Raw genomic sequence first — 25,137 nt, forward strand, 5'->3', positions numbered from 1 at the left:
CAGTAATCAGTTATCAGTAATCAGTTATCAGTGAAGGAAAGAACCTGTTTAGAGTTATTAGTAATCAGAAATTAACTCTAAACAGTGGTCAGTAAAAAGTAATCAGTTATCAGTGAAAGAAATAAAATCAAGATTTTTACTAATTGAGAGCAATTGTAACTGCTTCCTAACTCTTAAACTGATAACTCTTAAACTGATAACTGATAACTGGTAACTGATGACTGTATTAGGGGGCTTCCTGTTGTTGATACAGGCAGTAATAGCGTCCTTTCAGGGCAACTAACTCATCATGATTTCCCTGCTCAACCACAGACCCTTGATCCATCATAATAATTACATCCGCGTTTTTGACGGCACTCAAACGGTGAGTAATAAAAAACACCGTGCGATCGTGAAAGACGTCCATTAAGTGATTGATTACAGCCCGTTCCGATTGATAGTCTAGGGCACTGGTGGCTTCATCCAAAATTAACAGTTTAGGATTTTGTAATACTGTGCGGGCAATGGCCACCCGTTGTCGTTGTCCCCCCGATAAAGCCGATCCCCTTTCTCCGACCTGGGTATTATAACCATTGGGAAGGCCCATAATAAAATCATGGGCCGCAGCAATTTTAGCCGCCCGAATAATTTCGTCGCTACTGGCTTCGGGGTTACTCAAACCGATATTATCCTGAACCGTTCCGTTAAATAGGAGGGTATCTTGCAACACCACCCCCAATTGACGGCGGACAGAATAGAGTTCGACTTTATTAATATCGTAGCCGTCAATTAAAATTCGTCCCGATAGGGGAGCATATAGACGCTGTAATAACTTCATCAGGGTACTTTTACCCGATCCACTTAAGCCCACAATCGCCACGAATGACCCAGAGGGGAAATCTAAATTTATATTAGCCAGTTGCAGTGGCCCGGTGGGATTAAATCGGAAAGACACCTCCTCAAAGGTAACTGACCCTTCAATTTCAGGTAATGGAATATTATTGCGATCGGCTTCATCGGCTTCAGGAAGGGTATCGATAATATCCCGCAACCGTTCCACCGAAATCGATACCTCTTGGATCTGTTGATAAACACTAATAAAGCGTAATAACGAGCCGGTGACGTTTCCCGAGATAATCCGAAAAGCAATTAGTCCCCCGATGGTCAACTTCTGTTCAATCACCAGATAGGCTCCCACCCATAACAGGGCAATCCCCCCAATTTTATTCAGGAAGTCACTCATCGTTCCCGCGGCCGTTTGGGTGAGAGTGGTTTGTAAACTCGCACTCATGAAACGGGCATACATTCCTTGCCACCGCCAACGGGCTGTTAATTCAATGGTTTGGGATTTAATAGTTTGAATTCCACTGATAACTTCCACAATATAGGCCATGGAGGTTCCGGCTAAACCCGCCCGTTTGCGGATTAACCGCATAATAATCGGGGAGAAGATGAAGATAATTCCAGCAAATAGGGGTAGAGGAGCTAAAGCCACCAGAGTCAGAGTTGGACTCAAGGCGAACATCACAGCGATGTAGACCACCGAGAACACCGCATCCAAAACCACTGTTAAGGCCGTCCCCGTTAGGAAGTTACGGATATTTCCCAACTCGTTAAAACGGCTCATCAAGTCCCCGACCTGGCGACTATCAAAGTAGCCCAAGGGCAGCCGCAACATATGGTCGATAATTTCCGCCGTCAGTTTGATATCAACTCGGTTGGAGCTATCCACAAACAGATAGGTTCGTAATGCCGTCAATAACCCTTCAAACAGCGCAAACCCCAACAGCAGAATCCCCAGGATATTCAGGGCGTCTAGGTTCTGTTGTCCGATCACCGCATCGATGATCACCATACTGACCAAGGGGTTGACCAAACCGAACACTTGGATGAAAAACGAAGACAGCAACACCTCAACAAATGTTGCTCGATGCTCCATCAAGGCCGGGAGAAACCACCAGAAACTAAATTGTTCTTTTTGGTCAACTCGGGGCGCTTGTAACAGCAGTACCTGTCCTTCCTCCCCCCAAATTTCCGCAAACTGCCCTGGACGCATCCGGGCTAAACCCTTTTCCGGGGATGCTAGGATGATTTCCCGTTCGGTAATGCTATAGAGAATGGCAAAGCTATCTTTCCAGACCACCATGGCCGGGGCTTTGAGGCGACCAATGGCTTTGGATGGCACCTGGACTAACTGAGCATTAATTCCCAGCATTTGGGTCACGGCCCCGCAAGCCTGCAAACTAATATTACCGACCGTTGCTAACTGATTATCTAAAACCCGACGGACAATATCTTTCTTAAAGCTAATGCCGAAGAACTTCGCAATCATATTGAAGCAGGCTAGGGGCGCGTCAATTTTGCCTCTGCCCCTGACCACAGGAAACTTCAGAGCCGATTTCGGGACATTGGTTTCTGGAGTGGGGGGGACTTCAGGAGCCGAAGTCACCGCCGATAGATCGATGGTGCGATTACCGTTGCCATTATTGGAGTCTTGAACACTCACCTCTCCATCGGAGGTTTCTACTGAGGTTTCGACTTCATAAACCGGTTCTCGCAACCCCACTAACCGAACCCCCTGGGGCCCTTCGAGCTTATAGGATGGATTACTTTCTTCTAATAAAACCCGGCTACCTGGGGCAAAACCACCCAAAGTCCCACTACTGACTAGCCAAATTCGTTGGGGATCAAGTAGGCCAGTCAATTCCTTGGTTTTCCGGCTACCCGCCGCCAAGTTCAGCACAACGGCATCCTGCCCCAGATCAACTGCTAAATTTTTAATATTGTTAACCGGAACGGCCTGGGCCTGTAGATGTTGGCTTAACAGGTCAAAAACTTCGCTCAACCCGGCTTGATCCCGGAAGGCTTCTCCAAAAGTCGGTTCTTTTACCACCCATTGCAGAAAATCCGCAGCCGACAAGGTAATACAAATTGTGTCGGTTGAAGCGATCGCGGTTTCACAAGGAACTCCTCGAATTAACCCCCCCCAACCGACAATTTCCCTGGCTCCGAGCAAGCCCAAACTCACATGGCGTTGCGCCCTGGGATCAAAACCCAGCAATCGAGCCTGTCCTTGATAAATTACAGTGATTTGAGTTGGCAATTTATCCCGCTCAAAGATCGGTTGTCCGGTACGATAGCCCAGGAGTTGGCATTTGGGCAACAGGTTCTGAAGTGCCTTCTCCGAGAGTCGATCAAAGGGAGTCGTTTCAGCCAGGAAGGTCTGAATTTGGGATTGAGAAACGGCGGATGTTGTCATGACGCAGAAGACACTGAAGTGCGAACAGGTTGTAGGGAGCCGACTTGAGCCATTTGCTCTCGTAGCCAATTTTCAAACATTTCTTCGATCATACGGCGACGCATGGATTCGTCTAACTGGGCGGGAAGGAATTTTTCCAGCCGAATAATCACGAACCATTCCGCCAAGGGGCGCGGTGCCCACAGTTGACCGGGTTGACTCACCGATAACAGTTTACTAATTGCCGGGTGGGGTTGGGATACCGGAACTGGCCCTAAAACACCCCCAGATCGAGATTCTGGCCCTTCGGAATGATCCCGGGCCACCTCAGCAAAGGAATTTTCCCCCTCCGCAATTCTGAAATAGAGTTCTTGAGCCAAGCCAGGATTTTTTGTCCGAATTAAAGAATATACAACTTGATCTAAACCACCTTTGCGAGTCAGAAAATAATTCTCGACTCGACCACTCCACATCTCTTGTTTAAATTTTTCAACTTTTACCGGGCGTTCTGCCATTTCCACAAGTTGTTCTGGGGTCATATCATAGGCTGCTAACCAAGCTGCTTTTGCTTCCGGGGAAGTAAGTTGGTGTTGACTTTCAAATCGTTCGATGGCCGCCGCCTGTTCTGCTTCTGTACAAGTGATCTTAGCGATCTCTTGATCCAAAATCACTTCTCGCAAGAATAATGGCATTAACTGATAACGCTTGAGCAGCGATGGCAAATCCTCTGCTGTAATAATGGTATCTCCGACTTTGAACAATCCTGTCATTGAACTCTCCAACCGACTTTCACTACCCCTTTCAAATTTACCCTTGGTAGTCCTCAACGGACTACTCTATCAATCAACTTGTCCAAATAATAGCAGACCGTCTACCCCTTACCTGAAATTGTTGATCTTTAAATTACCTCAACTTTCGGGAAACTGGTGAAAAAAATAGCTTTTGGTTGAACTGACGCGGATCAATGGTTTCAAGTTCCAGTGTTCGGCTGCAAAGCCCTGGTATTGTTATGGTTGATTCAGACTGGCTATCGGTTCAGACAATTATCCTTTGAGTTCAATGCTAAAAAATTAATCATTTTTTTTCTGTAATCATAAATCCTCTGGAGATTAATTTCGGCGAAATCTTCAAAATCCCACTGAGAATATTTAAGATAACACTGGGCGACATAGATCCACAAATCACAAAAAGATGAATCCGTATTTAAGTTATGAATAATATAAGCCAATAAATTTTCCTGAAAATTAATATATTTTAATCGGTCTTCTGGAGACCTAAAAGTTTGAATTGGAGCAAACAGCCAACTGATAAATTCAGGGAAAAAATATTGAGGAATAATTGCATTTTCATATATAGAATCAAAATTATAAGCTCTTTCATACAACATAAATCCCATCAAGCCAGGAATTAAATCACAGGAAGACAAACCTTGGAAAAGTTTTTTTCTCATGGATTCAATCCATGATTGTTCAATCTCACTCACTTCTTGGTCAATAATATTACTATTCAATAAATGCTGATAAATTGGACGAATTTCGCTAGAATATCTAGTTTCTAAATCCCCAGGAGTTAAAGTTAACCAATATTTAACTAGGGTTTGACGAACTAATTGCAGACACTCTATGACTCTCTCCGTAGGGTTTTCTTGGAATTGATTCAGTAAATTAGTGATTAACTTGAGGTAAAATTGCGAATTAAACAAGGTTTTTTGTAAAACCATCTGTTTAAAAGATAGATTCAAAAAACTATAGCAAGAATCCTGCAATAGCTTTAAATAAAGTCTTTCATAATCTTTATAATTTTCCTTTTGAACAATATTCACTTGAGTCTGTTGTTTTTTATGAATCAGGAGAGAAGATAAAGTTTGATTCACAAAAGCAATTTTATAACGACCCATAATTCTAAACCACATATCAACATCCAAAAGTTGCTGAAGTGTAGCATCAAATTCTCCTAATTCTTCAAAAACTCCTTTAGAAATTAATACTGTTGTTGGTTCTCCAATTTTATTTAATCCTCCGATTAAACAGTTGGGATCAGACAAAAGATCTTCACCTGATTGTATGGGTTTTAAATCAGACCATTTTTGATGTAAGTTAATCGCCCCATTATAAGCAGATTGACACGCTAAATCAGATTGAGAATCAGGGTCAATTAACACTTGACGGGGCGAGAAAACCAACCCTATTTCTGGATCTTGTTCTGCTAAATTAACCATATATTCAATACAATTAGGTTCTAACCAATCATCCTGAAAAATAAATTTTATGTATTTTCCTTGGGCTTGCTGAATAGAAAAATTAAGATTTTTGACCAATCCATAATTAGAATGAGTTATAATCCGATAGGGAGTAGAACAATTATTTTTAAAAGATTCAGCAATTTTTACAGTCCTATCCGTTGACCCATCATCAGAAATAATAATTTCTAGGTTAGAATAGGTTTGATCTAAAGCACTTTGAATCGCTTTTGATAAGAATTGTTCCCCGTTATAAGTCGGAATTAATATACTTACTAGCGGTTGAGATGCAGTTTCAATAGATAGATCTAATTTTGGTTGTAATGCTTCTAGGTATTTTTTTGTTTGATCAAGATCTTGCTTCAATTTCCGATTACTAATCATTTGGAAAATATCATAATTTCCAGTCAGATGAATCAGATCCGTATATTTAAAGGAATATTTTTTTTCAATATATGCAGCCGATTCAGGATTATTCATTAACCGATATAAAGTATAAATCCCAAAATATTGATGACTAGGACGATGAATATTTAAAGACTGTTTTGCGATTAAAAATTGTAGATCATCAAGGGTAATAGGAGTTTGAATAAGTTGCTGTTGAGGAAAAATAGTATGAAAATTTTGGCTAACCTCTGGACAGAAATAATGCTCAAGCACTTGAGGAATTTCCCAAGTATGTCGAATTATATTTTCCGCCGTTACCCCACTAATATTGCGATCATGAAATCGAAATAAAACTAAAGGTTCCGGTAAAATATGAATTTCTGATTTCAGACATAAACGTATCCAAAAATCTAAATCATGAATTTGACGTAATCGTGGATCATATAAACCTACTTGATTATAGCATTTTTTCTTAATCAAAACACTGGTATTACATAAAGAATTATCAGAGTAAAAAAAAGAATTTAACCATTGAAAACGATTTTTGTTTTCTTGAGCAAATAACTGTTGAAAAGACGATTCTTTACCCTGGTGATGATTACCATTTTTATCAATAATAATAGCATGGGTAAAAACCGCATCAAATTTAGGGTTTTCATCCAAAAAATTAACTTGTTTCTCAAGTTTATTCGGTAAAAAAATATTGTCAGAATCTAAAATAGCAATGAGTTCTCCCGTCGCCTGATGAATACAATGATTGGCTGCTATACTCACTCCTTGATTCTGATCGAAAGAAAAATAGCGAATTCGAGGATCTTGTTTTTCTTGAATAATTTGCAAGGTTTTATCCGTAGAACCATCATTAGTGATCACAATTTCAAAATCTTGGTAGGTTTGGTTTAAAACACTATCAATTGCTTCAGAAATGTAGGAATCTTGGTTATAGGTTGGAATAATAACGCTAACTCTAGCCATAAAATTTAGGGTAAAGATTTGATAAAAAATTTTTAATTCTAAAATTAACTTGCCAGTGTGACCTAAAACCTGTTATTTATAAAATAGCTCTAGTTTTACTAAAAGTTATGAATAGAGATACTATAGATCAGGTCAGTGATCATTATTTGAATCGCGAACCCTCAGAGTTATTGAATTTTTTACCCCCTAATGCTCAAGTCCTAATAGACGTGGGTTGTCGAAACGGCAGTACAGCTTATCATTATAAACGAATTAATCCTCAAAGTTTTTATGGGGGAATTTTAATTGATTCTGAATTAAGTTCAGAAATAACTCAAGGTTTAGATAGGATTACTCTGAGTTCAATTGATCAATTAGAAACAATCCCATTAGAATTAGAAGAACAAACCGTAGATTGTTTAATTTATGACAGGATTTTACCTCAAATCAGAAATCCGCTCAAGGTTTTACAATATCACACCCGATGGTTAAAAGCTCAAGGTCAGGTTTTAGCTTATATTCCTAATCCTCAGTATTGGCAAAATATTATTAATTTATTGCAAGGAAAATCAGAAAATGAGGGTGAAGAAAATACTGATTATCAAGGATTTACTTTAGAAAGAATTCAAAAACTATTCTGGGAAGCGGGATTATATATTTATGAAATTCAAACCCGAGGAAAAAAAGATGATCAGTTTCAAAATTTTCTGCAATTAGTAGAACCTCTGAGGAATACTTTGGGTTTAGATCCCAATCGTTTTGCTACTCAAACCGCCGCCGAATTTTATATTGTTCGTGCAATTAAATCGTTACAACCTCCCCGTCGTTTATTGATTCAAACTGCAATTATGGCTCCTACAGGATGCGATCGCCTGCGGGTATTGGAACCCGATCAATTGAGTGCGACCATACCGGGAACGCGCACTATTTCAGCCTCTAAATCTATTCCTAACTGTTCCTTTTTACCCGAAGAAGAAAAGGTTTTTATTTGGCAACGGACAATTTTATCCTATGATCATCACTTAGAAATATTAAGAAATTTGCTAAAACAAGATTACCTAATTATTGCTGAAATTGACGATAATCCGTTACGCAGGCAGGAGTATGCAGACAATCGTTATTTGAGCTATCGTGGCTGTCATGGTGTACAGACTTCAACAGACCCTTTAAAGGAATTTTTACAACAATTTAATCCTCACGTTGCTATCTTTAAAAATCATTTATTGATTTTACCTCCCCCTCGAATTTATTCCCATCCAAAAGTTACTTTATTTTTTGGAGCATTAAATCGGGAACAGGATTGGCAACCGATTATGGAAACCTTAAACCGGGTTTTAATTCGTCATCAAACTTTAGTTAAGGTTAAGGTCATTCATGATCGACGTTTTTTTGATCATTTGGCAATATCTGATAAAGAATTTGAACCCTTTTGCAGTTATGATAGATATCATCAGATTCTGCAAACCTGTGATATTGGTTTGTTACCGTTAACCCCCACACCTGTTAATTTGATGAAATCGGATTTAAAGTTTTTGGAATGTGCGGGTCATGGGGTGGCGGTTTTAGCGAGTCCAACGGTCTATGAACAATCGGTAATTCATGAAGAAACGGGTTTAATTTATCGCAATATTCAACAGTTTGAAATGTATTTGAATGAATTAATTATTAATACCGTACTTCGGCAAAAAATCGCTAATAATGCCTATCTTTGGGTAAAAAGTAATCGTTTACTCTGCCAACATTATCAACAGCGACGAGAATGGTATTTAAAAATGCGAGATAATTTACCAAGTTTAAATCAAGAATTGCGTCAACGAGTTCCCGAATTATGATCACGGATTCAAAGGATTACGCGGATTGCACGGATTAGATTTGGGCTTCGTTGAAGTTCTTCTAATTTGCGCTACAGAATATTGGATAATTAATGTTAAAAGGTTTAGTTATAAATTATGCGGATTTTATTTACAATTCCTCACTTTTTTAACTCGGATGGAGATGGGAAACACGCATCTTTAAGTAAAGATCCACGCCCTCGAATTACTGGGTTAGTATTTGCTTTAACTGCTTTGCGGGAACTTTATAGTCAATCCCAGTGCATGATTGATATTGCTCAATGTCAGACAATTCCTGTGAATCAGGAACAAAATTATCAAGTTGACATTGTGATTTGTACTACTCAAGACTATCATTTGCTGGCACAAATTCCCTTACCTTCATGGTTTTGTAAACATTATTCTACCCAGGTAGAACCAATGTTATTGGGATTTCAATGTCATCAAGTTTTGCGAGAATATTTGGGTCAATATGATTATTATTGTTATTTGGAAGATGATTTGATTTTGCGTGATCCTTGGTTATTTACAAAGTTAAATTGGTTTAATCGTCACGCTGGAAATAGCTGTCTGTTACAGCCCAACCGTTACGAAGTTTCTCCCCATAGCAAAGCCATTAAAGCCTATATTGATGGAGATCTTTTACCCCATATCACGGCTAATTTTCAAAATATTCAAGATCAGCCCCAATTTATTGGGAAAGTGATGGAACAGGCGGTTTCATTTAAACGCCCTTTAAATCCCCATTCCGGTTGTTTCTTTTTGAATGCTGAACAGATGGAATATTGGGCAAAGCAACCTTATTTTTTAGATCGAGATTGTGGTTTTATCGGGCCATTAGAAAGTGCCGCAACCCTAGGAATTATGAAAACATTTAAAGTTTATAAGCCGACGGCTTCCCATGCTAATTTCTTAGAAATTCAGCATTTTGGTTCGGGTTTTATTAATTTGATTGGCCGACAAGTTAAGTATGGGAGGGAACAGGAAACAGGGAATGGGTAATGGGTAATGGGTGATAGGTAATGAGTTTCATGATTTGAAATAAAAGTGTTCTAACTGTAATGCGTGGTGCTATAGAAAAAAAGACCGAGAAATTATTTCCCGGTCTTTTTGTTATATTTGAACCTATTGAAATCCCGAAAGTAGAGACGTTGCATGCAACGTCTCTACTTGTATCAACCTAACCTAGAGAACGATCACAATATCAGTTCGGGTTAGGGTCGGAATTGTATTGTTCGGTTGTGCCATGTTAGCAACGATATCGGCTGGGTTAACTCCACCACCATCGGAGTCATACCATAAGACTCCACTGGCTTTCTCGTACACTAATACAGGGCCAACATTGGTTGGGGCTTGAGTATTTGCACCACCGCCATTGTAACTGTTCTTATCGAGAACAATAAATTGCTCGAAGGAAATTTCAGTGGTCGGGACACCTGGACGCAAGTCAAAGGCAAAGCCTCCAGGCCCACGAGAGAAGAATAGTTTATCTTCACCAGACTTAAAGTCAGTAATAATGTCGGCTGTACTGGCATTAGCACCGTTAAGATCTGATTTAAACTGATACAGGAAGACATCAGAACCTTCACCGCCGACTAATGTATCCCGTTCAGTACCACCTTGCAGGGTATCATTACCCGCTTCGCCGAACAGGACATCACTGTCTGAACCGCCAAACAGGTAGTCATTCCCACCACCTGCGATCAGGGTGTCATCTCCGAAGCCAACATCGAATGTCGCAGCGGCGGCAACGCTGCCCCCTTGCAGGAAGTCAGCCCCACTACCCGTAACGATGCTGTCATTGCCATTACTACCGGAAATGGTGTTGTTGCCGAGGGTATCAAACAAGACAAAACTGAGTCCGGTAGCTCCATCGGCTAAACCACTCACGAAGGAAATTTTGTCATTACCCTCTGGGGAACTTTCACCCAGGAGGCTATCGTTAGTTGTGGTAAAGACAATGGTGTCATCACCAAGACCACCATTATAAAGATTAGCCACAGACCCTAAGGCACCGTAGAGATAGTCGTTATCGGCACCACCAGATAAGGTAACAGTCGGAACTTTAGTGGCTCCTGGGATATCTAATGTCCAATTTCCCCCATAGAGGGTATCATTTCCATCCCCACCCTCTAAGATGGAGAATTTTCCACTGAGGCTGTCATTCCCGGCATCACCATAGAGGAAATCGGTGCTGAAACCTGCTAGTAGGGTATCATTGCCACCACCACCGTACAGGGTACTTTCACCGGCAAAGCCTGGTTGACTGGTGCCACCCTGAATGGTCAGAACATTAGGATTGGTTGTGACGATCAAGTCATTGCCGTCACCACCATACAGGACGTCTTGAAGGGCAAAGCCTCGGATTGTATCGTTACCCTCTCCACCCGCAAAGTAGTTCTGGCCCGCTCCAAAGCGACCTACACCGCCGTAGAGAGAATCATCACCGGCCCCACCCAGTAGGGTGGTTTGGCTCACACCAACAACCGCCAGATTGGTTGAGAATTGTTGGGGGGCGACGGGGTTTTGGATTCTTAGGCTGTCATTGCCACTGTCACCATGAAGGAAGTTCAGACTACCTACACCAATGATGGAGTCGTTATCGTCACCACCGAGGAGGGTATCTCCAGTGTTAATCCCAACAATACTATCTCTGCCCTTATCTCCAGAGACATAGTTGTTTCCTTGGTTCAAGCCACCGATAGCCCCACTCACCGCAACCCCTGTGAGGTTACTTTGACCGTTGGTGCCTACAAACCCCAGTTGGTCATCCCCTCCACCGCCATAGAGGAAATCTCCACCTTGAATACCGCCTAGCAGGGTATCTTCATCTTTATTGCCAAACAGGTAGTTACTAGCAGCCTGACCTATGAGAAAATCGCGGTCTACCCCCCCATACAGGCTGGCGGTTAAATCTGCCGACAGGGTATCCCGGCCTGTACCACCGAGCAGAAGGGTACGAAGCTGTTGAGACCGGATAGAGTCATTGCCCGTATTACCAAAAACTGTGTCGCCAGGGCCTCTGGATGTCAGGATATCATTATCCGCACCACCGTCTACCTGGCTTCCACCGAGGGTAGAAGAAAGGATTGTGTCATTTCCTCCTTCACCCAGAATGGTATCGGGTCTGGGGGCGAAGCCCACATCCTGATCGTAAAATTGTGGCCCTGCGCCTAAAGCTGTTACCATTTGATTTCACTCCTCTGCAATAATGTCATTAGCTCTGTTGGGATGACAGACACTGCTTAAAACACCATAACTTGTTCGGCAGTAGTTTAACCTGTTTATCTCCAGCAAGTCTAGTCCTTTGTGATCATTCTTGTCTAGTTGATAGATATGGTGGTTTCGATGGCCGGATTTTATTATCAATTATGTATTGAAAATTTTCATCTTCAATTGGTATTGAAGCCATCACTCTTAACTCATAAAAGGCAGTTTATTTTGACTTGCTTACCTCCGTCAGACGGGTTTATAGACAACAATGTTCCTCATTAACCATTCATTATCTTCTAATCAAAAGATCCCTTCTGTAGACGAACGGAACTTCGAGCAAGTTCCCGCCCTATCGCAAAACCATTCCCGACTCAACCCGGCCAACGGTGGCGGGGAGGGAACGGTTGGCAACTTGGGTAATCAGTTGTAGATGTTTCGAGAGGAGTTTGCTCAGATCATAACGTTCTAAGGCTGTTTCACGCGCTTTAACTCGTAATTGAGCCATCCGATCAGGATGATCTAAGACTTCATCGACCCGATCTGCAATCTGTTTGGGAGAGAAAAAGTCTACCAGCAAACCGTTTACTCCATCTTGAATCACTTCCCGCACGGGAGCAGTATCTGAACCCAGAACTAAACAACCGGTTGACATGGATTCAATCATTGACCAGGATAGAACAAAAGGCCGGGTTAAATAAATATGAACATCTGAAGCCTGAATCACTTGCAGATATTGGCCGTAGGCTAGGGGCCCAACGAAATGAATCCGTGAAAGATCCAAGGGGACTTTCTTGAGCATATAGTCCTTATAGCTCATGCCGTTGGGTAAAGGTTTACCATAACAAACTCGTTCCGATCCCACAACTACAACATGGCATTTGGGTCTACGTTCTTGAATATAAGCCACGGCTTCGATGAATTCAGGAAAGCCCCGATAGGGTTCCATTCCTCGCCCCACATAGGTTACCAGTTCCTCTACACCGGATAAATCCAAGTTGGGTAAAACTAATTTAGCCCCGGGATTCGGTTTAAAATAACTGGTATCCACTCCATCATGAAGCACAGAAATTTTTTCTCGCAGTTCCGGGGGAAATTGGGATTGTTGCCAATGGGTGGGTGAAAGTCCCCAATCACAGGAATATAAATCAATTAAAATTGGGGTGTTTTTCACCCGAATTCGGGCTTTATCATCAATGCTCAGGGGGTCAGCCGGATCGAAGTCAGCATCGGAACCTTCTGCATGATAGAACCACTCGAAATAACATAATAATGGGGTATTCGGAAAGGCTTCTTTGACAAATAAAGTCGGCCCCCAACCGGAATGGCCACAAATTACATCGGGGACAAATCCTTTGGCTTTGAGTTGTTCAGCCATTCTAAATACAGCCTGTCCCTGTAATACGGCACTTTCTAAAACCCGGACATATTGATGGGTGTCTGCACTCGTTTCTCGACTGGGATTAAATACGGCTTTTTCTACCCCGGGAATGCTCCACTCGGGACGTTCGTTTTTTGTCCCAAATACAATTTGATTATTGGGATCTGCACCTAATGTTGTAATAATATGGCGATATTGGGCGGGAAAGTTGGGATGTAAAAATAATGCTTTCATAGGGAACAGGGAACGGGGAACAGGGAACAGGGAACGGGGAACAGGGAATATTACCTCTTAAACTGATAACTCGTAATTGATAACTCTTAAACTGATAACTGGTAACTGATCACTGATAACTGATCACTTCGGGTGCTTGACAAATCCAAACGCAGTCTCTGGGTACAGACTCACTATCTTTTCGGATAATTTTATAGTTAAGATGGGTTAAAAATTTCTCCATAATGGTATCGGTCATTAAGGAAAAAGCGGTTCCATGTCGGTTTCCTAATAGGTTTTTATCCCAATCCTGTACGAATTTTTGCCAGCCCAATTCACTTAATAGATTGGTATGGTGAAAAATACAGAGGCGATCGCCTTTTAATAAAGCCGGAATTCGGGTTAAATAGTTAAAGATATCCCAGGGTTCAATATGTACCATGGTGTCATAACAAAAACAAACATCTAGGGATTGGGGCGCAATTCCATCTAAAGTTAAACCGTCTAATTTAACATATCTCACCCGTTCATCTCCCAAACGTTTGTGAGTTGCATTCAGGAGTTCATTGGAAATATCGGCACAGACTAGGCGATCGCAATATTTCAGTAACAAAGCTGCCGTTTTTCCTCCCCCTACACCAATTTCTAAAACCTGATGGTGCTTCTGAATATAAGGGGCAATAAATTGGTTCTCAATTAAGGCTTCATATTCGGCTAAGGAAGTCGCCGCACCCGCGGCAAATCCAATCCATTCATCTCCTCTATAAACTTCTTCAGAGCTTACACTTTGCCAATTTTTAGCATAGTCATCCCAGGCGGATTCATAGTCAACTTTTTTCATGATTTTAACTGAGTTTGAGATGGATTGAGAACGGGTATTTTCAGATATTTCTGATAATTCAGGCGTTGATTTAGAGGAAATTTCAGGAATTCCCCAACTCCAATCTTGACCTAAAAATTGCGTTAATTTTTGATTAAAAGGCTGAAAATAATCTTGTAACTGCTGACGAATAATTGGGTCAATATTGGGATAACTATTAACATTGTATTTATCATAACTCGATAATTGATAATTCGGTACTCCTAAAAAATCAAAAACTTGATTGACTATGGTTTTAGAATCTACATATAAATCTTCACTCTTGAGAATCAAGAATTGTTCCCGAGGGAAGAACTTCATCCATCTTTGCAGTTGATCAATATAGATTCCCCTGGAAAGGTAAGAATAATGTTGATGGTTAAAACTAAAATAAGTCGGATCTGAACCCATTTTTTCAGCTTCTCCTTGCAGCCGTTGAGTTTCTTGGGCGATCGCATCTTTCAAAGATAGGGATTCATACCCGAGTTTCACCTCCCAATAATAATGGGAAATCGCCCGATCTACCGGATTTCTCAATAATACAATGAACCGAGTTTCAGGAAAAGATTCATAAAGTCGTTGGGGCACTAAGGGATGAAAAAAATAATAGGGAGAACCTTCCCCTGTAATTAAGTGCTTTCCATCAGCTTCGGTTGAAAATTGGGATTTATACCACTCTAAACCCTGCTGATAATTTAGCGTAAAAAAATGAATTTCCTTTTGGGTTGCGGCTACAATTTGAGGGTGTTGACATAGATACTGATAGAGGGAATTAGTTCCCCCCTTTTGTACCCCAAGAATAATAAACTGGGGCGCGGTGATCGGTTTTGAATCGATTATCCTTGCTTGTTGAATCAACGGTGATATGCCTCCAGATTGAAAGTTGAATCATCAACAGTTACGCTCTCCTATCAGTTCAATTTTCCTCCTGCGCAAATTAAGATCAATCCGCAGGTAGAAACTGAACACAATTGGATAAATTTTCAACTCAATTTAGGATTATACTCTAAAGGGTTAACTGTTTCGGTTATAAATTGACTGAAAATTGAATGTAAATTAAGAATGAACTGCTGAGGACATTAGATTATGACACTCACGGCTGATGCTGAAACACTTTCTCCAATTTATACGTTTCGCCGTTTTTTTGCCAACCGATATTTACAGGGAAATGGCATTGAAGTCGGGGCATTAAATCATCCTTTGGAAGTTCCTACATCCGCTCAAGTTAAATATGTGGATCGTATGAGTGTTCCTGATTTAAGAAAACATTATCCCGAGTTAGCAGATGTTAATTTAGTTCCTGTCGATATTATCGATAATGGTGAACTCTTAGAAACAGTTGAGGATGAAACCCAGGATTTTTTGATTGCAAATCATTTTATTGAACATTGCCAAAACCCGATCCTAACGATTGAAAATTTATTACGGGTGATTAGAAAAGACGGGATTTTGTATTTAGCGGTTCCTGAAAAACGAACCTGTTTTGATTGCGATCGCCCGGTCACTTCTATTGAACATTTATTAAAAGATTATCAACAAGGCCCGGAATGGTCTCGGCAAAATCATTATGAAGAATGGATTGAATTAGTAGAAAAAGAAACGGATGAAACCAAAGCACAATGGATGGTTAAAGAATTGATGAGACGGGATTTTAGTATCCATTTCCACGTCTGGACAACTGCGGATTTTGTGGATTTTCTCCTGACCTTAAAACACCAACTCGGGTTCCCTTTGATTTTAGAAAAGATTTTTGATAATGGCAATGAACTGATCACTATTATCAGAAAAGTATAGTAGGGAACAGGGAATGGGTAATGGGTAATTGGTAATGGGTAATTGGTAATAACTGGTGACTGGTAAGGGCGGGTTCTTTTAGATGTTTGTTAATGACCTAAATCTTGATGAACCCGCCCCTACAAATGATCACTGATTCAAAAGCGTTTGGGACGCAATACACACAAACAGAAATCCGATTCTAACCCTCCGGGAATTTCCATTAATATTTGTTCAAATTCCAACAAAAGTTTAATTAAGGTTTCTCCTTTAGGATCACCAGGTAAAAACTGATTATGATCTAACAAAGGATACAGAGGATGAAGAATTGCGCCCCCAAACGGATGAAAAATTTCGATATCAAAATAATACTCAATAAAGGGTAAAATCAGTTGAGAACGAACCGCTTCTGAAGGGTCAGTGGCAAAAACTTGATGGATGCTGGGGTTAATAAATTTGTTTTCCATAATTCCAGAACGAATTAATTTATGGAAACATTGGTACAGACGATTAATCAGTTCCACCTGGCGTTTATTGTAAATGCAATAATTAGCCCCAACATATTCATTAATAATAAAATAGCCCTGGGGATGTAACGCCTTATGAACCATTTCTAAAAATCGTTCTAGTTCCCTCACATGATGCAGAGAACCTGAACAAAATGCCACATCATATTTAACCTCTGGATTTAGGTTAAAGGTATTAAAATCTTCCTGATAAAAATTAACCTTAACTCCAGCTTTTTCCGCATCTTTTCGCGCAATTTCTAAGGAGGATTCCGAAAAATCAAAGGCATCAATATGTTGAGCAAATCCCAATTCTGCCATCAAAATTTCATGATTACCAATCCCACATCCCAAGGAAATCAGGTGATTAAACTTTTGACCTGCAAAATAATCTTGAATTAACCACCGTAACCAATATTTTTTAGTTTGACCTCCAGACATTCGTTGATGGATAGTATCCGCAATAATTGGATTAGAAACCCATTGACTGGCGGCGGCAGTAGGGTTAGTTTCCCAATAATTCTTGGCTTGAGGTTCGGCAATTTCTGGCTCAGGATGATTGACTTCGACGGCGGGAATTGTGACCGGAGAAGGGGGGTTTATCTGCATCTCTAAGGATTCAACAGATGGAGGAGTAGAGAGGTTATTAGAGGCGGGATAGGGATTAATAAAATAGGCTTCTTGGAAGATTTCTAAATAACTTTGAGTCATTTCTTCAAAGGTATTGAGAGACTCCAAAACATACTGGGAATTTTGTGCAAATTCCTGTCTTAAATCCGGGTTTTCTATCAATGTTGTTAGACATTTTGCTAATTCTTCCGGTTGATGGGGTGTGTAAAATAAACCATTAATTTCAGGACGCACCTGTTCAGGAATTCCAAATACGGGAGTCGTAATAATTGGTAGGTTATATCCCATGGCTTCCATAATTACTCTGGGATAACTTTCAATCCGAGAAGTACAGACGAAAATATCCGCAGCGAGGAAATATTGGGCGGTTTCTGGGGTTTCTGGAACTAGGGTTAATCGCTGTTTTAAAGTATCAGGAAGTTGGGCTTTTAATTGAGCTAATTCGGTGCTATAAATACTAGGGCGATCGCCAACAATAAAACAACGAATTTTGTTATGATACTCCTTTGATAATAGGGGCAACGCTTCGAGTAGATCCTTCTGTCCTTTTCGTTCACAAACCGTTCCCAGTAACAAAATAACGATTTCATCTTCTGCTATTGATAACGCGGTTCTGGCTTCAGTTCGAGTTAGCTGTTCAGATGTTTTCAGTAACCGTTGAATATCTAAGCCATTATGAATCACCGTAAAGTTATGATGACTATTTAAAGAGTGATAAAGATTGCGGGTTGCATCGGCAACAAAAATCACTCGGTAGGGAAATTGAAAACATTCTAAGGCGCGGGCTGCAATTTCTGAACCCAGTCCATTAAAATAGGTTTGCCAAGCCTGACTTTCATGGACATTCCACACAGAAGGAATTAATTTTTTCTCTGCACAATCGACCATGAAAAAGGTTTCTAAAGTATTAGCATAAACCAGATCAAATTGTTCTATTTTGAGTTCATTGGCTAAACTTTCAAGGGCAGTATTATAGGCTTCCCGTTGATAAACATTAGCCAGGGGATGTTCCCGAACAATAACTCTAATTCCCTGCTGTTCATAGGCATAGCGTAACGGCCCATCATCAACACAGAAAATCGTCGGCTCTAGTTTTCCTTCTGCGGCTAACTTAACAGCAATTTCAAATTGATGTAACGGCGCGCCCGTATATTCTAAGGCATTACTGCACATTAAAACTTTAGGAATAGGGGCAAAATTAACCGTTGATTTTAGTTTATAGCGTCGAGGTTGAATTTGAAACCATTCATTATCTAAGGATAAATGGGGGTTATAAAAGGGATCAATTTTATGGGCATATTGGCGACGGAATTTTGCCACTTCTTTCGGGTCATCTTTATAACCCCGGCTGGTTCCTTCTCGGTGAATTAATTCTGCTTCTGGGCAATAAACCGATTGATAACCTTGTTCAAATAATCGATAACCATAATCCACATCATTGTAAGCAACGGCAAAATCAACTGAATTAAATCCTCCTAAATCTAAAAACAATTGGCGAGGTGTTAATAAACAAGCCGCCGTCACCGCCGAATAATTTCTTACGACTTTAGAATAGGCTAAATAACCGAAATCTTGACGATGGGTTAACTTAAAGGCATGACCCGCTAAACCATGGTGAAGTCCATGCAGTATTCCAGCGTGTTGAATCCGGTCATCGGGATAAATTAACCGCGCCCCCACAGCCCCGACGCCTCGGATGCGAGCATAACCCATCATCTGAGTTAACCAATGGGAATTAATCACTTCTGTGTCATTATTCAGGAATAATACATAATCCGTATTCACCTGTTCCACCGCCCGATTATTAATCGCAGCAAAGTTGAATTTTCCTTGATTGGCTATTTTTAAAACCGATACTTTTTCCGTGTCGCCAACTTTCTTTAAATACTCTAGGGTTTTGGGGTCATCGCTTTCATTATCAATAATTACAACCTGATAATTTTGATAGGTTGTTTTCTGAATTGATTCGACACAGGCCTGGAGTAATTTCAGTTGATTTTTAGTCGGAATAAGAATTGTTACCGACGGCCCCTGGTCGGGGAATTGATGATAAAAAATTCCTAGATTTAGTTCACTGGCCCAATTCGGTTGATAAACTTTTCCTGAACTTTGAAGACGGGTTAAGGCATCTTGAATGGCGTGTTTTCCAGCATCAAAACTCGCGGGTTTTGCCGCTCCAGAAACGGCCGTTGAGCCGGGGGCGGTGCGCCAATGGTAGAGGACTAAAGGAAGATGACCAATCTGGCGGGAAATTTCCGTTGCTCGTAGGGCAAAATCATAATCCTGTGACCCTTCAAATCCAATTCTAAATCCGCCTAATTCCTCAAAAATTCCTCGTCTAACCACTAATAAATGCCCCATATACATATAGGAAAGTAACAGTTGGGGCGACCAATCGGGCTTAAATTGGGGGGCAAATCGTTTGCCTTCTGGGTCAATTTTGTCATCGTCGGAATAGAGAAAATCAGTTTCGGGATGTTGGATTAGATATAATGCCATTTCCCCTAAAGCATCGGGGGTTAATTCGTCGTCGTTATCTAAAAAGGCAATAAATTCCCCGGTGGCTTGACTCGCTGCACTATTGGTCGCCGCACTAATATTGCCATTTTCGGTACGGAAAAGCACTTTAATTCGAGAATCTTTTGCTGAATATTCAGTTAATAATTCTACGACTTGGGTATCGGTACTACAATCATCCGCAATACAGAGTTCCCAATTGGTATAAACCTGATTAACAACACTTTGAATCGCTTTTTCTAAAAATTCAATCGGGGGGTTATACACGGGCATAACCACGGAAATTTTAGGCAGGATTTCTGGCGAATAAACTGTTAACCGAGTTTTTAAAGATTCTAAACTGCGTTCTGTCCATTGATTGGCGGCTAACCAGGCTTGATAGGGTTCAATGGGTTGCAGTAATTCAAAGCCTTGGGGGGGTAAAAAATCTCCTTGAGGAACGGTTGTTTGCCGATACATTAGGCTCATTTGCCGCAGAATTGCGGGAATTTCCCAAGGCATCGGTAAAAGACGCCCTAAACGTTGTTTTCGTTCTGCTATTCGTTTTTGAATGGCTGCGGTATAACGAGAAACTTGTTTGACTTTGGCGGTACTTTTTTCTAATAGTCCGTAGCGAGAAATTTGGAGCGTTTGAGGACAGTTATAAATCAGAATTTCCCCATTTTCTAAATGGGCTTCTAATCGAATTTCCCAAGTTCCCGGGGGTAAATCAATTAAGGCTTCAAATCCACTTTCGGCGCTGCCTATCCACTTAGGAAAAACCTGTCCCACATCCACACGACGTAACCCATAGGCACAAATCACCCATTGATTACCGTAGATTAATTTTAACTGTGTAATTCGCTGAGTTGGATGGCAACACCAACCGGCAAATAGAATTTGTCCCTGTCTTTGTTCCCACTGTGACGGCACATCAAAGGACGCTCTCAAACTAGAAACTGTTAAGGGATAACGGGCGAATACCGTCCATTTTCCGTTACTATCTTGGGCTTCTAATTCTACTAAAGAATTGCCTTGGGGAACACGAATTTGCAGATAAAATCCTGATGATTTTGCTTGGGAATAGGTCGCATGAATCTCCGCCACATCTTGACGTTCAATGCCATATTCTCCGGTGAAAATATCCGTTCCTATTCTGGCTCTTACTGCTTTTAGTTCTTGATTTCCCGTATGAAAACACCAACCGGAAATATTCAAAAATTTCTCGGTAAACCCTATTAATTCCCAATTGAGAGGAAAATCTAGTGAGTAAATAAATCGACGACGGAATTGTTTTAACCGTCGTTTAGCCCCGAGCCATTTTCCTCGCAGTTTCCAAAATTTGGAGGACTTCATGGCGATAATTTCTCCCTGGGCTTTACCCAGTTCATCTTCTAAACTGAATATTTTATTTAAGGCTTGTTCAAATTGAGATTCTGCCCCGAATAATTTAAGTTGGGTGCGACCTAATTCGTCTTCTAAGGTTAGGAGTTTAGCCAGTCCATCTTGATATTGAATACTGGTAACTTGTAGTTTAAATTCCGTTTTTTCTAGGGCGGTTTCCGATTCCAGACATCGAGCTAATATTTCTTGATATTTAGCATATAAGGGGATATACTTTTCATGAATATCTTGATATTTACCCTGGGTTTGACCTAATTCTATTTCTGTGGCAACGAGTTTATTTACTGCTTGTTCAAATTGGGTTTTAAACCCTTCTAATTCTCCTTGAGTTTTGCCGAGTTCTTCTTCGGTAGAGATTAACTTTGTAATGGCTTCCCCTGCTTTAATTTCTACACCGTTGAGTTTTAACTGAGTTTCACCCAGGAGATTTTCAGTTTTAATTAAACGTTCAACAGCATCTTGAAAGCGTTCTTGCCATTCTTGAATATCCGTTTGTAAAATATCTCGATCTTTGAGTAAAATATCTAAATCTTTTGCGAGAACAGACTGATTTTTTTCTAATTTTCTGAGTTTTGCCCAATCTTCAAAAACCCAATCGGCGGATAAAGGCTGATTTAAACTCTCTAATTCCGATGCCGTTAAATTGCTATTTAAGGGGTAAGCAGTGGCTTCTAAAGTTTGATAGAGTTCAATGGCTTCAGGGAAATAGGCTTTAATAAACAGGGGTTTTGGAGTAGCTAAAATCCGATTTACTAATAGAGACGGCTCGAATTTATCGGAAAATTCACCCTGTAAATTAAGATTAAATTTATGATTAATTTCTTCAATAAAATCAGATGGTTGATTGCCAATAGTATAAACATTTGCTAACAAACAATTATCGGGATGTTGATGATAAAAGTCTAAAACTTTGCGATTATAATTGCTCCACATTTGGATGGCAATTTCGGGATGGTCTAGTAAGGTAGCATCCGTCGCCCGACGATACAAAGAGTCGATGACTTCCCAAGGAGAACGATAGACAAAAATAAATTTAGCTTGGGGTAATAATTGATGCCAAAAGTCCAAAAATAAAGTAGTTCTAGGATCTTTCCATCCCCAAGCTGAAGACGAATCTTGATTAATTTCAATCAGTTTTTTAGCGGTTTCTATCTCTTGTTCTGTGAGGGAGATTTCCCCTGAGAATACACACCCCAGTTCATCAATATTATTGCTTTTAAAAATAGATTTGTGAAAGTCTACAAAATCAACATTTTCAAAATGACCTTTAATATTGCCATAGTCGGCACCAACTAACTGTTTACCAATATTAACCCCTAGATTTTGTAGCAGGGAAGCGGTTAAAGAGGTTCCTGAGCGGTGCATTCCGGCAATGATAATAATGGGAGAAGGGGTGTTAGTTGTATCCATCATGTTCTTGGGGTTCTATTTCAGCGTTTTAATCACAATCAACAACAATATTTAAAGACCTAGTTCCGATGCTGTCTTGACTAAACCGGACTTGATTTTTAAACTGGGTTCAATCAACAAGTCCACTACCCCAGTGCTACAGGAATCTTCATAGGGTTGAACTCGGAACATCCCAACATCAATACAGCGATCTAAATAAGTAAATTCACCCTCTACAATACCAGAAACCCCCGCATTCAGGAAATACACATCTGGTGATAGTTGACATTCAAACTTAAATTTGATGGCAATGGTCGTTCCGGGTTCAATCTGTTTAATAGATTGAGATGTGGCTAAAAAGGAGGCTCCCGCTAATTCAAATCCACTTACGGTTTTAATTAACATTCCAAAGCGAACATGGGAGGCGAGTTTATCAAATTTCACGGAATAGGTGTAAATATAACTATTTCGAGCGACTAAATGATTTACGGTTTCACCCCCTAGGGTAATAATATGGGGTTCTAAAATTTCCGCCCCCCTGGAGGGATATTTAATCGGATGATCAGGAACTAATTTAGGATCAAAATAATCTTTGTAATGTCCATTTTTTGTATTCCAAGAAGGTAGGACGGAGGGAGAGGCTGGGTTTTTAGGATGGGACTGATTTTTTTGGGCATCTTCTTCAACTTCCTCTAAAGGTTGGGAGGATTTACGGGTTAAATGTTGAATTTCATCTCGGATCATGATCATTTGATCCGCATCGGCATAGATCATTTTTTGATATTTAGAAATGATCATTTTAGGAGTATGTTCGAGTAATAATTCTCCCCGATCCATTAATACAGCCGAGTCACAGAGTTGAATAATTGAAGGGGCTGAATGGGAGACAAATAAAATGGTGCCACCCCGATCTTTGATTTCATGAATTCGACTAAAACATTTGCGTTGAAAGGCTTCATCTCCAACGGATAAGGCTTCATCAACAATTAAAATATCAGGATCAACACTGGTAGCTACCGCAAATCCTAAACGGACATACATCCCGCTGGAATAGGTTTTGACGGGTTGATCAATAAAATCTCCAATATCAGCAAAAGCAGCAATACTATCAAATTTGGCTTCAATTTCATGGGTTTTTAATCCCAATAATTGACCATTAAAAAATACATTTTGTCGCCCGGTAAATTCAGGATTAAACCCACTCCCGAGTTCTAATAGGGCGGAAACTCGACCATTAACTTCCACGTCTCCTTGAGTTGGGGTTAAAGTTCCCACAATTATTTGTAATAGGGTACTTTTTCCCGAACCATTGCGACCGACAACCCCCAGGGTTTGGCCTTTCCAAACTTCTAAATTTATATCTTGCAATGCCCAAAAATTATGCGCCAGACTTTTTCCAGGCACAAAAACCTCCTTCAATCGATCCACCGGATGGCGATAACGTTTGAAGCATTTAGAGACGTGATTAACGGATATAGCAATTTCGGTCATTCGATGTTGATTTCCCGGTTTATCAGTGATCAGTTTGTGTGTGAGTTGTGTGAGGAACTGTCACCGCTACAAAACGTCAGCAAAGGCTGGACGCAACCGTCTATAAACCCATAGGCCCCCATAAAATATAACCAGGGCAATAATTGAGGATATGGCTAATTCTCCCCAATGTCTCATTTCCCCGACTAAAACTAAATCTCGATAGCTTTCTGAAAGTCCGGTAATGGGATTGCACCAAACAATCCAAAATTGCCAGGATTCGGGAACTTTGGCAACGGGATATAAAATTGGTGTCACATAAAACCAAAGGTTTAAAATTACGCCTAAACTCTGGGGAATATCGCGTAGAAATACGGTTAATCCAGCTGTTAAGTAGCCTAACCCGGCGGTTAATAAAACTTGGGGTATCCAAACTAACGGCAGTAACCAAAGGGTGGGGTGGAGGATTTGAGAAGACAAGGCGGTTAAGCCAATTAAGGCTACTAAGCCAAAGGAGCTTTCAATAAAGGCGGAAAAAATCGGTACCAGGGGCAATAATCCCAGGGGAAAAACCACCTTTTTGACTAAATTCGGCTGTCCAACGACGGAACTGGCGGCTTGAATTAATCCATTTGTGAAGGCAAACCAAGGAATTAAACCCGCAAATAGCCACAGGCCAAAGGCTAATTCGTTATCGGGAAACCCCTCAAGATTGAGTTTGACCTTGAGAACAATGGAAAAAACATAGGTATAAATCAGCAGTTGGGACAGCTGATTCAACAGAGGCCAGAGGTTGCCAAGAATCGAACCTTTGTATCGTGCCTCTAAGTCCCTTCGGACTAATGTACTTAGCAGATTCAGTTTGAGGGATAATCGGCTATTGACAAGCGACCATTGACTCCCACGCCCCGAAGTTCTGACAAAACCCTTGATTGACCGCAGCAATTTTTTCGTCCTCGTTCACTACACACACCATGATTTCAAGTTCACCACCTGACACAAAGAGCCAAGAAGACCTCAACCCTAAAGTCAACAGTGTTATCAGATATCCCGGCCAGAGGATTATTACTCCCAGATCTTGATCTTAATCAATCAGTGTGCCATACAAAGTGTCCAGAAAGCTAGTCCAAGAAGTAATTACGAATGGGGAATGGGGAATGGGAAATGGGGAATGGGG

The 25,137-nt window shown here is 40.7% G+C and carries 12 protein-coding genes; 3 read left to right on the forward strand and 9 right to left on the reverse strand.

The genetic code is table 11. The annotated features are described in order from the left end of the window. Positions 1–226 precede the first annotated feature (226 nt). From AC2D3N_RS19290 to AC2D3N_RS19300, 3 genes are all read right to left on the reverse strand, one after another. Positions 227–3,238: a peptidase domain-containing ABC transporter gene (locus AC2D3N_RS19290; RefSeq protein ID WP_484691843.1), complete on the reverse strand. Its 3,012-nt coding sequence runs from the start codon at positions 3,236–3,238 to the stop codon at positions 227–229. Continuing rightward, positions 3,235–3,987 carry a peptidylprolyl isomerase gene (locus tag AC2D3N_RS19295; protein ID WP_079676743.1) on the reverse strand — a complete coding sequence of 251 codons (753 nt, stop codon included), beginning with the start codon at positions 3,985–3,987 and terminating at the stop codon, positions 3,235–3,237. Before AC2D3N_RS19295 ends, AC2D3N_RS19290 begins: the two co-directional genes overlap by 4 nt. A 257-nt stretch (positions 3,988–4,244) precedes the next feature. Then, complete coding sequence (locus AC2D3N_RS19300) at positions 4,245–6,818, reverse strand: glycosyltransferase family 2 protein (protein ID WP_484691844.1); 2,574 nt, start codon at positions 6,816–6,818, stop codon at positions 4,245–4,247. A gap of 107 nt (positions 6,819–6,925) precedes the next feature. Between AC2D3N_RS19300 and AC2D3N_RS19305 the strand changes: the two genes are divergently transcribed. Continuing rightward, positions 6,926–8,629, forward strand: a complete 1,704-nt coding sequence (locus tag AC2D3N_RS19305; protein WP_484691845.1) for a glycosyltransferase family protein — start codon at positions 6,926–6,928, stop codon at positions 8,627–8,629. 117 nt (positions 8,630–8,746) lie between these two features. Beyond that, complete coding sequence (locus AC2D3N_RS19310; RefSeq protein WP_484691846.1) at positions 8,747–9,631, forward strand: calcium-binding protein; 885 nt, start codon at positions 8,747–8,749, stop codon at positions 9,629–9,631. A gap of 183 nt (positions 9,632–9,814) precedes the next feature. Here the strand turns inward: AC2D3N_RS19310 and AC2D3N_RS19315 are convergent, their stop codons facing one another. From AC2D3N_RS19315 to AC2D3N_RS19325, 3 genes are all read right to left on the reverse strand, one after another. Beyond that, complete coding sequence (locus AC2D3N_RS19315; protein WP_484691847.1) at positions 9,815–11,818, reverse strand: calcium-binding protein; 2,004 nt, start codon at positions 11,816–11,818, stop codon at positions 9,815–9,817. A gap of 373 nt (positions 11,819–12,191) precedes the next feature. Further along, on the reverse strand, positions 12,192–13,454 hold the full coding sequence (locus AC2D3N_RS19320) for a glycosyltransferase family 4 protein (protein WP_079680563.1): 1,263 nt from the start codon (positions 13,452–13,454) through the stop codon (positions 12,192–12,194). A 109-nt stretch (positions 13,455–13,563) separates the two neighbouring features. Further along, positions 13,564–15,150 carry a sulfotransferase domain-containing protein gene (locus AC2D3N_RS19325; RefSeq protein ID WP_484691848.1) on the reverse strand — a complete coding sequence of 529 codons (1,587 nt, stop codon included), beginning with the start codon at positions 15,148–15,150 and terminating at the stop codon, positions 13,564–13,566. Between the two features lie 228 nt (positions 15,151–15,378). Here AC2D3N_RS19325 and AC2D3N_RS19330 point away from each other — a divergent pair, with 228 nt between their 5' ends. Then, positions 15,379–16,086, forward strand: a complete 708-nt coding sequence (locus AC2D3N_RS19330) for a methyltransferase domain-containing protein (protein ID WP_484691849.1) — start codon at positions 15,379–15,381, stop codon at positions 16,084–16,086. A gap of 137 nt (positions 16,087–16,223) precedes the next feature. Here the strand turns inward: AC2D3N_RS19330 and AC2D3N_RS19335 are convergent, their stop codons facing one another. From AC2D3N_RS19335 to AC2D3N_RS19345, 3 genes are all read right to left on the reverse strand, one after another. Further along, positions 16,224–22,511: a glycosyltransferase gene (locus AC2D3N_RS19335; protein WP_484693778.1), complete on the reverse strand. Its 6,288-nt coding sequence runs from the start codon at positions 22,509–22,511 to the stop codon at positions 16,224–16,226. A gap of 51 nt (positions 22,512–22,562) precedes the next feature. Next, on the reverse strand, positions 22,563–23,981 hold the full coding sequence (locus tag AC2D3N_RS19340; protein WP_484691850.1) for an ABC transporter ATP-binding protein: 1,419 nt from the start codon (positions 23,979–23,981) through the stop codon (positions 22,563–22,565). Positions 23,982–24,047: 66 nt separating this feature from the next. Then, entirely contained in the window at positions 24,048–24,893 is an 846-nt protein-coding gene (locus AC2D3N_RS19345; RefSeq protein WP_079681038.1) for an ABC transporter permease, read from the reverse strand. Positions 24,894–25,137 lie beyond the last annotated feature (244 nt).

This window comes from Planktothrix sp. PLAVEN19ND, from assembly GCF_057220675.1.